Annotated in this window: 12 protein-coding genes; 2 read left to right on the top strand and 10 right to left on the bottom strand. The window is 67.2% G+C overall.

The features are described from left to right. The 10 genes from KUW00_RS07570 to KUW00_RS07525 all read right to left on the bottom strand — a co-directional run bounded on the left by KUW00_RS07570 (position 1) and on the right by KUW00_RS07525 (position 10,264). Positions 1-540 (bottom strand): tripartite tricarboxylate transporter TctB family protein, encoded by a 540-nt coding sequence (locus KUW00_RS07570; RefSeq protein ID WP_222568712.1) that lies wholly within the window; start codon positions 538-540, stop codon positions 1-3. A 46-nt stretch (positions 541-586) separates the two neighbouring features. Further along, the gene (locus tag KUW00_RS07565; protein ID WP_222568711.1) at positions 587-1,558 is read right to left on the bottom strand and encodes a Bug family tripartite tricarboxylate transporter substrate binding protein; all 972 of its coding nucleotides are present in this window, start codon (positions 1,556-1,558) and stop codon (positions 587-589) included. A gap of 472 nt (positions 1,559-2,030) precedes the next feature. Continuing rightward, positions 2,031-3,470 carry an amidase gene (locus tag KUW00_RS07560; protein WP_222568710.1) on the bottom strand — a complete coding sequence of 480 codons (1,440 nt, stop codon included), beginning with the start codon at positions 3,468-3,470 and terminating at the stop codon, positions 2,031-2,033. Beyond that, a complete protein-coding gene (locus KUW00_RS07555; RefSeq protein ID WP_222568709.1) occupies positions 3,467-4,759 on the bottom strand; it encodes a Zn-dependent hydrolase in 1,293 nt (430 codons plus the stop codon). Before KUW00_RS07555 ends, KUW00_RS07560 begins: the two co-directional genes overlap by 4 nt. Before the next feature lie 27 nt (positions 4,760-4,786). Further along, positions 4,787-5,482, bottom strand: a complete 696-nt coding sequence (locus tag KUW00_RS07550) for an ABC transporter ATP-binding protein (protein WP_108132114.1) — start codon at positions 5,480-5,482, stop codon at positions 4,787-4,789. After that, positions 5,482-6,234, bottom strand: a complete 753-nt coding sequence (locus tag KUW00_RS07545) for an ABC transporter ATP-binding protein (RefSeq protein ID WP_108132113.1) — start codon at positions 6,232-6,234, stop codon at positions 5,482-5,484. The genes KUW00_RS07550 and KUW00_RS07545 overlap by 1 nt, the downstream gene beginning before the upstream one ends. Further along, the gene (locus KUW00_RS07540; RefSeq protein WP_231498583.1) at positions 6,227-7,261 is read right to left on the bottom strand and encodes a branched-chain amino acid ABC transporter permease; all 1,035 of its coding nucleotides are present in this window, start codon (positions 7,259-7,261) and stop codon (positions 6,227-6,229) included. Before KUW00_RS07540 ends, KUW00_RS07545 begins: the two co-directional genes overlap by 8 nt. 1 nt (position 7,262) lies before the next feature. Further along, positions 7,263-8,123, bottom strand: a complete 861-nt coding sequence (locus KUW00_RS07535) for a branched-chain amino acid ABC transporter permease (RefSeq protein ID WP_108132112.1) — start codon at positions 8,121-8,123, stop codon at positions 7,263-7,265. A gap of 59 nt (positions 8,124-8,182) precedes the next feature. Further along, entirely contained in the window at positions 8,183-9,376 is a 1,194-nt protein-coding gene (locus KUW00_RS07530; RefSeq protein ID WP_261392032.1) for an ABC transporter substrate-binding protein, read from the bottom strand. A gap of 108 nt (positions 9,377-9,484) precedes the next feature. Then, positions 9,485-10,264: a FadR/GntR family transcriptional regulator gene (locus KUW00_RS07525; RefSeq protein ID WP_231498582.1), complete on the bottom strand. Its 780-nt coding sequence runs from the start codon at positions 10,262-10,264 to the stop codon at positions 9,485-9,487. Positions 10,265-10,541: 277 nt separating this feature from the next. On the opposite strand from KUW00_RS07525, the gene KUW00_RS07520 reads away from it, so the two are divergent. Together KUW00_RS07520 and KUW00_RS07515 are read left to right on the top strand one after the other, a co-directional pair. Continuing rightward, on the top strand, positions 10,542-11,822 hold the full coding sequence (locus KUW00_RS07520) for an aminotransferase class III-fold pyridoxal phosphate-dependent enzyme (protein ID WP_261392047.1): 1,281 nt from the start codon (positions 10,542-10,544) through the stop codon (positions 11,820-11,822). Between the two features lie 170 nt (positions 11,823-11,992). Next, complete coding sequence (locus KUW00_RS07515) at positions 11,993-13,489, top strand: CoA-acylating methylmalonate-semialdehyde dehydrogenase (protein ID WP_222568707.1); 1,497 nt, start codon at positions 11,993-11,995, stop codon at positions 13,487-13,489. The last annotated feature ends 216 nt before the right edge of the window (positions 13,490-13,705 follow it).

Here is a 13,705-nt window from a genome sequence, read left to right as displayed (position 1 = left end):
TCAGATCCAGGGCGTCGGCAGGCGAACCTGGAACACCAGCTCGAAGAGCCCGTATCCCAGCAGAGTGATCACGCCGGCCACCAGCGCCTTGAACGCCAGCGCCTGCGGCGAGGGCCGCCCGGTGGCGAAGGCCAGCGTCATGCTGAAGGCGTAGAGGAAGGTGGCGATGAAGTAGCCAAGGTGGGCAAACAGGGCGATATAGACGGCGGTGAGCAGGGTGACCGCCACCGGCCCCCGCCACGCCGCCACCTTTGCATCGCCACGGTTGTCGCCGCCCTCGTCGCTTTCCCCGGCGCCGGCCTCATCACCTGCCTCGCCACTGGCCGCCTCGCGTCGATCGGCGAGGATCACGCCACCCAGCGCCAGCAGCATGACCACGGCGAGCGCTACCGGGAAGAAGGAGGCGGTCAGGGCCCCGTTCTTGATGGGCGGGGCTATCTTGAACGCCTCGAGCAGATAGATCAGGGTCAGGGCCAACAGGCAGATGACGACACCTGTCGGCCCCGTCAGCCAGGTCCCCAGGCGGGAGAGCGATTTCATCGGGAGTCCTCCGGAAAAGAGCCGCCACCGCGGTGGCGGCGCGGGCTTACTGGCCGATCAGGCCGGCTTCCTTCAGCTCGTCCATGCGCGCGAACAGCTCACCCTGGGTCTGTTCGGCCCAATCCTCGACCTCATCGGTGCCCAGCCAGTTGGGGGTGACACCGACGTCGACCAGCCAGGTCTGGAATTCCTCGCTGTCGTAGGCCTGCTGATAGGCCGCCTCGAGGGCCGTCACGGCGTCGTCCGGCGTATTGGCAGGCGCCGCCAGGATCACGAAACTGCCCATCTGGATGTCGTAGCCCAGCTCGGTTGCCGGGGGCACGTCGGGGAAGCTCTCGCTCTGGACGTCGGTGAACTCCACCAGGCCACGGGCGTCACCCGCCGAGATCAGCGATTCGAAGTCACCGAGGCTGGTCAGCGCCAGGTCCACCTCGCCGTTGAGCAGGGCCTCCTTCTGGGGCGCCGCACCACCGGGATAGGAGACGATCTTGAACTCCACCTCGGCCTGATCCTGCAACTGCAGCAGCGTCAGGTGGGTCCGCGAGCCCATGTTCTGGATACCGGCGCGGATCTCCCCGGGCGCGGCCTTGGCCGCCTCGATCAATGCCTCGAGGCTATCGAAGCGCGAATCCTCCGGCACCACGACGGCATCCGGCTCGCTGGTGATCCGCGCGATCAGATCCAGCTTGTCGATATCGTAGCCGGCCAGCATCCCCTGCCACGGGATGGTGACGACGCTGTCGTAGGTCAGCGCGATCAGGGTGTAGCCATCGGGGCGCGCGCCCAGCGCCTGCACCAGGCCGTTGGCGCTCATGCCGCCTTCGATGTTCTCGACGTAGACGGTACCCCCCAGCGGCTCCTCGGCCAGGTTGGAGATCTTGCGCACGATACCGTCGGTACCGCCGCCGGCGCCCCAGGGCACGATCATGCGAACGTCGCGCTCCGGATAGTCCGCCGCGACCGAGGCACTGGCGACCAGCGCCAGGCCACCCAGGGTCATGCTCATCGACTTGCGCATCTCTTCCACTCCTTGCCACCGTCAGGGCAGTGCTTGTTGTTGGCTTGCGGGGACGGCCGACGCAACGCGGTGTGGCCGTTCCTGTGGGGACTGCTGCTCTTGTGGTTGCTGCTCTTGTGACGACTACTTCGGCTTTTGCACTTAAGGTATTACATCATACAAAGTATTCGTGTACCCAAGATAGCCAGAGCATGACGACTGCGAAATGCGACTTTAGTGAGGGATATCCGTCTGTCGGCGCGGCCCCGGGCGCCATCAGAAAAGCGCGGCCCCGGGCGCCACAAGAAGGCGCTTCATCAACGGGGCGCCATAAGAAGGCGCTTCATCAACTGGGCGCCACAAGACGGCGCGGCATGAATCGGGCACCATGAAAAACGACAGGGGGGCCGATCGGCCCCGCTGTCGTTTGCGGTCGACTCTCTATCACCCTCGCCGCATCGTCCGCTGTATCCGCCTTGAAGGACGGAGCGCTTTAACCGAGCCCCGGCGGGTTCAGCCGAGGCAGGCGCGCCTGCAGCAGCGCGGCCGCCTGCATGACCCTGTCATCGCGGAACTTCGGCCCCACCAGATGCAGCCCCACCGGCAGGCCCTGGTCGTCCAGCCCGCAGGGCAGCGACGCCGCCGGCTGCTGGGTCAAGTTGAACGGATAGGTGAAGGGAGTCCAGTCCATCCATTCCCGGTAGGGGCCGCCCGGCGGCACGTTATGACCGGCCGCGAAGGGCGAGATCGGCATCGTCGGGGTCACCAGCAGATCGAAGCGCCGATGAAAGTCGGCCATGCAAGCGGTCAGCTCGGCGCGTCGGCGGCGGGCGTCGAGGTACTCGGCCAGGGGAATATCGGCGCCGCGACGGGCGATCTCGAGAAAGCCGGGGTCCAGCAGCGCCTGCTGCTGTGGCGACAGCCTCGAAAGCGCCTGGGAGGCGCCGGAGAACCACAGCGTATTGAAGGTGTCGATGGGATCCTCGAAGCCCGGGTCGAGGCGCTCGACCCGAGCCCCCAGCGCCTCGAGTTCACTGGCGGCCTGCTCCACCCGGGCGCGGATATCCGGCGCCACCTGAACGTAGCCCAGATCCAGGCTCAGCGCGACGCGCCAGCCACGCAGGTCCTGCGGCGGCGGCGCGCGCCAGTCGATGGGACAGGGGCCGCCAAGGTAGCCGTCGCGAGCGTCCGGCTGCGCCAGCAGGCTCATCATCAGGGCGCTGTCCTCGACACTGCGGGTCATCGGTCCCAGATGCGACAGGGTGCTCATGGCGCTGGCCGGCCACTGGGGCACCCAGCCGAAGGTCGGCTTGATACCGAAGGTGCCGGTGAAGCTGCAGGGGATGCGGATGGAACCGCCGGCGTCGCTGCCCTGGTGCAGCATGCCGAGGTTGAGCGCCGCCGCCGCCCCGGCGCCCCCGGAGGAGCCCCCCGGGGTCAGCGCAGGATTCCAGGGATTGCGGGCGATGCCGTGGAGCGGATTGTCGGTCACCCCCTTCCAGCCAAACTCCGGCGACAGGGTCTTGCCGACGATGATCGCTCCGGCCTGGCGCAGAAAGCCGCTGACCGGGGCGTCCACCTCCATCGCGGCGTCCGGGTCGCTGGTGCGCGAGCCCATGCGGGTCGGCATGCCACGGGTCAGCGTCAAATCCTTGATGGTGACCGGGATGCCATCCAGCGGGCCGCATGGCGTGCCCTCGCGCCAGCGCCGGGTGGAGGCCTCGGCGGCACGCAGCGCCTCGTCGCCGGCGACATGGGCGAAGGCGTTGACCCTTGGGTTGTCCCGGGCGATCCGCGCAAGGCAGTCCTCGATCACCTGGCTCGGGGTCAATCGCCGCTGACGAAAGGCCTCGAGCGCCTGGCAGGCGCCCAGCTCGGCCAGGGCCGGCTCATCGCTGGCCTGACGCTCGGGGGGGAGCGTTGCCTGACTCATCGCTGCCCTCCCTCGGCCCGAGCGGCGACGCCGGCGCTGTCCAGCACCGCGTGGAGCAGCACGTTGCAGCCGGCGTGCAGGTCCTCCGGCGTGGCGTACTCGATCTCGTTGTGACTGATGCCGCCTTCACAGGGCACGAAGATCATGGCGGTGGGCGCCACCCGGCCAAGGAAGATGGCGTCGTGACCGGCACCACTGACGATGTCCATGTGCGACAGGCCATGGGCCTCGGCGCCGGCACGCACCGCCTTGACGCAGGTCTCGTCGAAGGCCTCCGGCGGGAAGTCCGCGGTGGGCGTGAGTTCCGCCCGCAGACCGTGGCGCTGGCTGACCTCGGCCACCACCTCGGCGAGCCGGGCGGCCATGTCCTCGAGGGCGTCCGATTCCAGATGGCGCAGGTCGACGGTCATCCGCACCTGGCCGGGAATCACATTGCGCGAGCCCGGGTGGGGCGTCAGTACGCCGACGGTGCCGCGCCCGTGGGGCGCCGCCTCGTTGGCCATACGGTTGACCGCCAGGGTGATCTCGGCGGCGCCGACCAGGGCGTCCTTGCGCAGGTGCATGGGAGTGGGGCCTGCGTGGGCCTCGACGCCGGTCAGGGTGACATCGAACCACTTCTGCCCCAGCGCGCCGATCACCACGCCCAGGGTGGTGGCGGTATCCTCGAGCAGCGGCCCCTGCTCGATATGGGCCTCGAAGTAGGCCTTCACCTCGTCGAGGTCCACACGGTCGCTGCCGCGATAGCCGATGGCGTCCAGCGCCTCGCCGACACTGACCCCTTGGTCGTCGCAACGGGCCAGCATCTCATCGAGGCCAAGCTCGCCGGTGAACACCCCGGAGCCCATCATGCAGGGCGGAAAACGGCAGCCTTCCTCGTTGGTCCAGGCCACCACCTCGACCGGAGCCCGGGTGGTGATGGCGTGCTGGTTGAGGGTGCGGATGACCTCGAGCCCGGCCAGCACGCCGAAGCAACCGTCGTACTTGCCGCCGGTGGGCTGAGTGTCGATATGACTGCCGGTCATCACCGCCGGCATGCCGGGCTCGCTGCCCGCCCGTCGGGCGAAGATGTTGCCGATGGCGTCGATGCGGATCTGGCAGCCCTCGGCCCGGCACCAGTCGATGAACAGGTCACGGGCCTGACGGTCGAGTTCGGTCAGCGCCTGGCGATTGACGCCCCCCTTGGGGGTCGCGCCCAGCTCGGCCAGGGTCATCAAGGATTGCCACAGGCGCTCGCCGTCGCTCTTGAGCACGGCGCCGGCAGCCTCGAATGGGGTCACGGAAACGGTCATGGGTATCGTCCTTGCAAAAGAGTGGTCTCAGGCGCTCAGGGCCAGGTAGCGATCACGCACGCCGGGATCGTCACGGAAGTCGTCGGCGCTGCCGGTGTAGACGATCTGGCCCTGCTCGAGGATGTAGTGGCGGTCGGCCACCGCCTCGCAGACCCGCAGGTTCTGCTCGACCAGCAGCACCGACAGGCCCTCCTCGCGGATCGCCTTCAAGATCTTGACGATCTCGTCGACGATGACCGGGGCCAGGCCCTCGGTGGGCTCGTCGAGCAGCAGGATCCGCGGATCGTTGAGCAGCGCCCGGGCGATCGCCAGCATCTGCTGCTCGCCCCCGGACAGGGCGTTGCCGCGGTTGCGGCGGCGCTCCTCGAGGCGCGGAAACCAGCGATAGATGTCGGCCATCTGCCAGCGACTGCCGGCGCGTACCGCGATCTGCAGGTTTTCCTCCACGCTGAGGATGCTGAAGATGCCGCGGTGCTCCGGCACCAGCGCCACGCCCTGGCGGGCGATGCGAAACGGCGGTTGGCCAAGCAGCGACTGGCCGTTGAGCTCGATGCTGCCGGCGGGGGTGTCGACCAGCCCCATGATGCTCTTCAGGGTGGTGGTCTTGCCGGCACCGTTGCGCCCCAGCAGGGTCACCAGCTCGCCCTCGCCCACCGTCAAAGAGACGCCTTCGAGCACATGGCTCTTGCCGTAGTAGCTGTGGATATCCTTGATCTCGAGCATCAGGCGGCCTCCCCCAGATAGGCGTCACGCACGCGGGCATCGCTGCGCACGGTCTCGGGGTCGCCCTCGACCAGTACCTGCCCGCGGTTCATCACGGTGATGGTGTCGCTGATCGACATCACGATGCTCATGTTGTGCTCGATCAGCAGGATGCTGTGGTCCTTGCCCAGCTCGCCGATCAGCGAGGTCATGCTGGGGATATCGTCGATGCCCATGCCCGAGGTGGGCTCGTCCAGCAGCAGCAGCTTGGGCCGCGGGCAGATCGCCATGCCCACCTCGAGGATGCGCTGCTGGCCGTGGGACAGCTCCCCTGCCGCCACCCCGGCGCGCTCGGCAAGACCGATGCGCTCGAGGATCTCGTCGGCCCGAGCCAGGTGCTCGCGGCGCTTGTTCAGGCGTTGCCAGAAGTTGAGCGCGCGCCAGCCGTCGATGCCCTGGGCGGCCAGGCGCAGGTTTTCGTGGACGCTGAGCTCCTGGAACAGGCTGGTGACCTGGAAGGAGCGCGACATGCCCAGGCCGACCCGGCCGTGGGGCGGCTCCCTGGTGATCTCGCGGCCATCGAGCAGGATGCGCCCGGCGGTGGGCCGACGCTCACCGGTGAGGCAATGGAACAGGCTGGTCTTGCCGGCGCCGTTGGGTCCGATCACGGTATGGATGCTGCCGCGGGCGATGCGCAGGCTGACCCCATCCACCGCCCGAAAGGCACCGTAGGCCAGGGCCAGGTCGCGGGTTTCCAACAGTACGTCAGTCATGGCTGGCCTCCTTGTGCGGCTCGGCGTGGTTGCCACGGCGTCGCTCCAGCAGGCTCGACAGCCCGCCCCACAGACCGCCGCGCATGAAGATCACCACCGCGATCAGCGCCACGCCCAGCAGCAGCATCCAGCGCGGCCAGATCGACGACAGCAGGTCGCCCAGCAGCACGATGGCGCCGGCGCCCAGCAGCGAACCGAACAGCGAGCCGGTCCCGCCGATGATGGTCATGATCAGGATCTGCTCGGACATCAACAGCTCGATATTCGACAGCGGCACAAAGTTCAGCAGCATGCCGTAGAGCGCCCCGGCCAGGGCGGTGATGCCGCCGGACAGCACGAACACCATGATCTTGAACAGACGGGTGTCGTAGCCCAGCGCCGAGGCGCGCTGCTCGTTTTCGCGGATCGCCAGCAGGGTGCTGCCGAACGGCGAGTCGGTGATGCGCCGGGCCACCACGTAGATCAGCGCGAACAGCGTGGCCACCAGGGCATAGAAGGCCAGCGGCGAGGCGAAGCTGATCAGGGTCGTCTCGCCCACCGCCAGCGGCGGGCGCGGCACGTCGAGCAGGCCATTGTCGCCACCGGTCCAGTCGCTCAGGGTGTAGGCCAGGAAGTAGGCCATCTGGGTCAGCGCCAGGGTCAGCATCACGAAGTAGATGCCCTTGCGCCGGATGCACAGCATGCCCACGCCGAGTGCCAGCACACAGCCCGCCACCACGGCGATCAGCAGCGCACCGATCAGTCCTGCGTCAAGGTGGATCATCGCCAGCGCGCTGATGTAGGCACCTGCGCCGAAGAAGATCGCCTGGCCGAAGGACAGAAGTCCGGTGAAGCCGAGCAGCAGATTGCAGGCCAGTGCGGCCATGGCAAAGATCAGGATCTCGGTGGCCAGGGTGGCGGAGGGCAGCACCAGCGGCAGCAGCACCATCACCGCCAGCATCGCCAGGGTGGTGCCGGCGCCGAGACGCCCCTTGAAGCGGCGCCGGCCCGGGTTGGCAGCGGCGGTATCGAGTGTCTTGGTCATCATCTCATGCTCTCCCGAACAGTCCGTGGGGACGCAACAGGATCACCACCGCCATGGCGGCGTAGATCATCAGGCTGGCGCCCTGGGGCCACAGCGAGGTCATCAGGCTCTGCACTACGCCGACGATCAGCCCCGCCACCAGGGCGCCGGTGAAGGACCCCATACCACCGATCACCACCACCACGAAGGCCAGGCCCAGCACCTCCGGCCCGATGAAGGGGTGCGCCCCCCGCAGCGGCGCCGACAGCACCCCGGCAAGCCCCGCCAGGCCCACCCCGAGGGCGAAGGTGATGGAGAACAGGCGAAAGATGTTGGAACCCAGAAGCGATACCATCTCGGTGGACTCGCTGCCGGCGCGCACCAGCGCGCCGAAGCGGGTGCGTTCGAGCAGCAGCCACAGCACCACCGCCACCAGGGCGCTGAAGCCGATCAGAAACAGCCGGTAGTAGGGGTAGGCGAAGTTGCCGATGCGTACCACGCCCTGCAGTGCCTCCGGGGTGGGGATGCTCTTGCCCACCGGGCCCCAGATCATGATCGACAGCTCCTGGATGATCAGCGCGATGCCCAGGGTGACCAGAATCTGGAAGGTATGCGGCAGGTGGTAGATGCGCTGGATCAGGCTGCGCTCCAGCGCCCAGGCCAGCAGCGCCACCAGCAAGGGGCCTGCGATCAGCGCCAGCCAGAAGTTGCCGGTCAGGCTGACCAGGGTGTAGCAGAGGTAGGAGCCCACCAGGAAAAAGGCCCCGTGGGCGAAGTTGACGAAGTTCAACAGTCCGAAGATCAGCGTCAATCCCACCGAAATCAGGAAATAGATCATCCCGAGCCCCAGACCGTTGAGGATCTGGAACAGATAGACGTTAAGCATGGTCCCGACTCCTGTCGTGCCGGGGACGCCGTCCCCGGCAGATTGGCAAGCTGACAGCCTTACAGCTGGCAGGGCGAGTCCTCAGGGGTGACGAAGGAGCGCCCGGCGCTGATCACGTCGGCGTAGTCGTCGGGGTCTTCCATTTCGCCCTCGGCCTTGCCCTTGAGCAGGTAGTAGTCCTTGATCACCTGATGGTCGGAGGCGCGGATGGTCTCCTCACCGGTGGGGCCCTGGTAGGTGTAGCCTTCCAGCGCCTCGATCAGCGTCGGACCTTCGCTGGCCCCGCTGGCGTCGGCCACTTCAAGCATCACGCGTGTCATGGTGTAGTCGGCAGCCAGGGGATAGGTCGGAGTGATGTCGTAGGCCTCGCGCACCGAGGCCACCAGCTGCTGGTTGAAGGGGGTGTCGACCTCGTGCCAATACTGGGCGCCGAAGTAGATGCCGTCGACGTTGGCTGCGCCAAGTTCCTCGAACTGGTCGAGGCCCGCCGACCACACCATCAGGATGTCCATCTGCTCGTTGAGGCCGAAGTTGCGCGCCTGGCGCAGGGCGTTGGAGGACTGGGAGCCGAAGTTCAACAGCACCAGCACGTCCGGCGCCGCCGACATGGCGTTGGTCAGGTAGCCGGAAAACTCCTGCTCCTGCAGCGAGTGATAGCTGTTGCCGACGTGCTCGACGCCGAACTCCTCGAACACCGCCTTGGCGTTGTCCAGCAGCGCCTCGCCGAACACGTACTCGGGGGTGATGGTGTAGAAGCGCTTGGCCTCGGGTAGCGCCTCGATCAGCGGCACCAGGGTCTCGCGGATGGCCCCGTAGGTCGGCACCGACCAGCGGAAGGTGGAGGCATTACACTCGCTGCCGGTCAGCTCGTCGGCGCCGGCGGGGGTCATGAACACGCCCTCGACGCCGGCGACTTCCTTGCCCACCGCCAGCGCCGTGGATGACAGGGTGGCACCGTTGAACAGTCGCCCGCCGTCCTGGTTGATCGCTTCCTGCACCTTGCGGATGGCGCGGCCGGCGTTGCCCTCGGTGTCCAGGCTGACGTACTCGATATCGCGGCCGAGGGTTTCTCGGGCCTCTTCCACCACCAGCCGGGAGCCCATCTCGGCGTACTTGCCGTAGCTGGCGAAGGCACCGGACAGGGACTTCACCCCATAGAAGGTGAGCGGCTGTTGATCCTGGGCCAGCAGCGGCTGGGTCGCCAGGCCAAGGGCCAGGGCGGAAAGCATCAGGGAGGTCTTGCGCACAGTCATTGTTGTTCCTCTTTTTTCGACGTCATCGGAGTGGATGAGGGGTCGCTGGCGTGGGGTGGCAGTTGTTGTCATTGTTGGTTGGTTTGCCGCAGGTCGGGGGCCAGGAGGCTAGCCGCCCGCCTCGCCGAGGGCGTCAGGTGAGACCAGGAACTGCTTGGCCATCTCGCCCTCCAGGGCCGACATATGGTGCTCGGCGTCACACATGTGCTCGTACATCAGGCGGCGCACCGCCTCGCGGTCGCTGGCCTCGAAGGCCTCCAGCAGGGCGATGTGATAGCGGATGTTCGATTCATCGAAGGCGTGGCGCTCCGGCTTGTAGGCCTTCTTGATGACGACCAGGTCGCGCAGCAGGTCGTTGAGGAAGGTGCTCATGAAGCGCAGCAGCGGATTGGGGCAGTACTCGGCCAGGATGTTGTGAAACTCGAGCTCCAGCATGCGGTGCTGGCGCTGGCTGAGTTCGTCCTCATGGGGCCGCTGGCACTGATCGATGTTGTCCCGCAGCCGGGTCAGCCCCGCCGCATCGAGCCGGTCCATGGCCGAGACCGCCACCTCGACCTCCACCATCCGCCGCAGCTGATAGACCTGGCTACCGTCCACGTGCTGGAAGTGCAGAAAGTTGCGCAGCGCGCGGCAGGCCGGATCGACGGTCACCTCGCGGATGATGGCGCCGCCACCGGGGCCGGTCTTGAGCGCGACCAGGCCTTCCACCTCGAGCACCCGCAGCGCCTCGCGAATGGTGCCCTTGGCGCATTCATAGCGCTCCATCAGGGCCTTCTCGTTGGGCAGGCGGTCACCCGGCGACAGGTTCTCCATCACGATCTTCTGCTTGATGTCCTCGCAGATCAGGTCCGCGAGCTTCTGTCGGCGCTGGGGAAAGGAAGTCGGCACGGATCGCCTCGGTCATTTATTCGAATAAATATAAGGATTAGACCCGTTGCGTGAATTGGTCAAGAAAAGAAATCGACGACACTAAACGTTTATCTTTACTCACGTGAACGACAACAAAGAGTGATTTTACAAACCTGAAGCCCTGTCCATGCTGAGTCCATGCCCGCCTGCGGCCCCTGACTGGAGACTCGCCATGCTGACCTTCGACACCCTCGATACCCATCCCGACGCCCACGCCGAGCGACCTGCGGGGGCCGGGCTCAACCATCACTACTGGATGCCGTTCACCGCCCACCAGGACTTCCACCAGCACCCGCGGATGATCCAGGGCGCCGAGGGCCGCTACTTCATCGACGACCGCGGCCGCCGGGTGTTCGATTCGCTGTCGGGTCTGTGGACCAGCGGCGCCGGCCACAACCGTGAAGAGATCCGCGAGGCGGTGGCCCACCAGCTAGGCAGTCTCGACTTCGCGCCGAGCTTTCAGGTGTCCCATCCGCTGGCCTTCAAGCTGGCCGAGAAGGTCGCGAGCCTGACTCCGGCCGGGCTCGACCATGTGTTCTTCACCGATTCCGGCTCCGAGTCCGCCGATACCGCGCTGAAGATGGCCAAGGCCTACTGGCGGCTCAAGGGCCGCCCGGAAAAGACCCGCATGATCGGCCGCGCCAAGGGCTACCACGGGGTCAACATCGGCGGCACCAGCCTTGGCGGCATCGGCGGCAACCGCAAGCACTTCGGCCAGTTGCTGGACTCGAGCCACCTGCCCCACACCCTGCAGCCGAACCAGGCCTTCACCCGGGGCCAGGCCGAGACCGGGGCCGAACTCGCCGATGCGCTGCTCGAGCAGATCGCCCTGCACGACGCCTCCAACATCGCCGCGGTGATCGTCGAGCCGATGTCCGGCTCAGCCGGGGTCATCGTGCCGCCCAAGGGCTACCTCGAGCGGCTGCGCGAGATCTGCTCGGCCCACGACATCCTGTTGATCTTCGACGAGGTAATCACCGCCTTCGGTCGCAGCGGCGCGCGCACCGGCGCCGAGGCCTTCGGTGTCACCCCTGATCTGATGACGGTGGCCAAGCAGATCACCAACGGCTGCGTGCCGATGGGTGCGGTGATCGCCTCTGGCGAGATCCATGACACCTTCATGCACGCCGGCGGCCCGGGACACGCCATCGAATTCCCCCACGGTTACACCTACAGCGGCCATCCGGTGGCCTGCGCCGCCGCCCTGGCCGCGCTGGACCTGCTCGAGCGCGAGGACTTCCCGGCCCAGGTCAGGGCCATCGCCCCGGCCTTCGAGGATCGCCTGCACGCCTTGAAGGGCCGCCCCCATGTGGTCGACATCCGCAACTTCGGCCTGGCCGGGGCGATCCAGCTGGCCCCGCGCGACGGCGATCCGGCCATCCGCCCGCGCGACGCCCACCTGGCGCTGTGGGAGGCCGGCTTCTATGTGCGCTTCGGCGGCGACACCCTGCAGTTCGGCCCTCCCTTCGCCACCACCGAGGCCGAGCTCGAGCGCCTGTTCGACGCCGTCGCCGAGACCCTCGACCGGCTCGACTGAGGCCGCTTGACTGGGGCCGCTCGACTGCGCCCGCTTGCCGGCACCGAGCGCCCGGCTTATCCACCTGAAACCGACAGCCTGTGGACAACCTTTACACCCACTGTTCACAGCATTATCCACAGCGCGGACGGGCCCTGCCCGTCCGCCCTTTCGACACTTGAGGACCCTCGATGGACAACGTCAATCACTGGATCAATGGTCAGGATCTCGAGGCCGGCCGCCACCTGCCGGTCACCAACCCGGCCACCGGCGAGACCATTCGCCAGGTCGCCGACGGCGACGCCGACACCGTCAAGGCCGCCATCGACGCCGCCCAGGCGGCCTTCCCGGCCTGGCGCGACACCCCGCCGGCCAAGCGCGCCCAGGTGATGTACCGCTTCAAGGCGCTGCTGGAGCGTGACGCCGATCGCCTGGTGCAGCTGATCAGCGAGGAGCACGGCAAGACCCTCGAGGACGCCATGGGCGAGCTCAAGCGCGGCATCGAGAACGTCGAGTACGCCTGTGGCGTGCCGGAGCTGCTCAAGGGCGAGTACTCCCACAATGTGGGGCCGTCCATCGACGCCTTCTCCAACTTCCAGCCGCTGGGCGTGGTGGCCGGCATCACCCCGTTCAACTTCCCGGCGATGGTGCCGCTGTGGATGTACCCGATGGCCATCGCCTGCGGCAACGCCTTCGTGCTCAAGCCCTCCGAGAAGGACCCGTCCGCCGCCCTGGCGGTCGCCCGCCTGCTCGAGGAAGCCGGCCTGCCCCAGGGCATCATGAACGTGGTCCAGGGCGGCCGCGAGACCGTCGAGGCGCTGCTCGACGCCCCCGAGATCAAGGCCGTGTCCTTCGTCGGCTCGACCCCCATCGCCGAGACCATCTACCGGCGTGGTGCCGAGAGCGGCAAGCGGGTGCAGGCCCTCGGTGGTGCCAAGAACCACGCCGTGGTGCTGGCCGACGCCGATATCGACAACGCTGCCAACACCCTGATGGGGGCCGCCTTCGGCAGCGCCGGCGAGCGCTGCATGGCGATCTCGGTGGCGGTGTGCGTCGGCGATGACACCGCCGACCGCCTGATCGAGGCCATGGGTCCCAAGATCGCCGCGCTGAAGATCGGCCCCGGCACCGACAAGGGCCTGGACATGGGCGCCCTGGTCACCGCCCAGCATCGCGACAAGGTGCTCGGCTATATCGAGAAGGGCGTGCAGGAAGGTGCCACCCTGGTGGCCGACGGCCGCGACCTGGTGGTCCCGGGCCACGAGAACGGCTTCTTCGTCGGCGGCTGCCTGTTCGACCGGGTCACCCCGGAGATGACCATCTACCGCGAGGAGATCTTCGGCCCGGTGCTGTGCGTGGTGCGTGTCGACAGCCTCGATGAGGCCATCGCCCTGACCAACGCCCACGAGTACGGCAACGGCACCTGTCTGTTCACCCGTGACGGCGAGGCGGCGCGTCGCTTCACCGACGCCATCGAGGTCGGCATGGTGGGTATCAACGTGCCGCTGCCGGTGCCGGTGGCCAGCCACAGCTTCGGCGGCTGGAAGCGTTCGCTGTTCGGCGACCTGCACGCCTACGGCCCTGACGCTGTGCGCTTCTACACCCGCCGCAAGGCGGTGTCACAGCGCTGGCCCTCGCCCTTCGAGACCACCCAGGCGGAGTTCCACTTCCCCTCCGGCGGTCAGTAGGCACCGGCATGAAGACCACGGGCCCTGCGGGGCCCGTTTTCGTTTACGACAGCGAGCGAGCCGCTGATCCACCACTGACACGCGACTTATACACCACAGTCCACAGCCCCTGCACCGCCTGCCCACCGCTTTTCACAAGGTGCCACACAGGGTTATCCACAGAACGACTCACAAGTTCATCCCCACCTTTATCTGCACGCCTGGCCCGCAAGTCGG

It is taken from the genome of Halomonas sp. DP5N14-9, assembly GCF_019802175.1.
In the GTDB taxonomy this organism is placed as follows: Bacteria; Pseudomonadota; Gammaproteobacteria; order Pseudomonadales; family Halomonadaceae; genus Halomonas; species Halomonas litopenaei.
The sequence above is the reverse complement of the archived record's forward strand: the minus strand, read 5'-3'. Positions and strand labels throughout refer to the sequence as shown.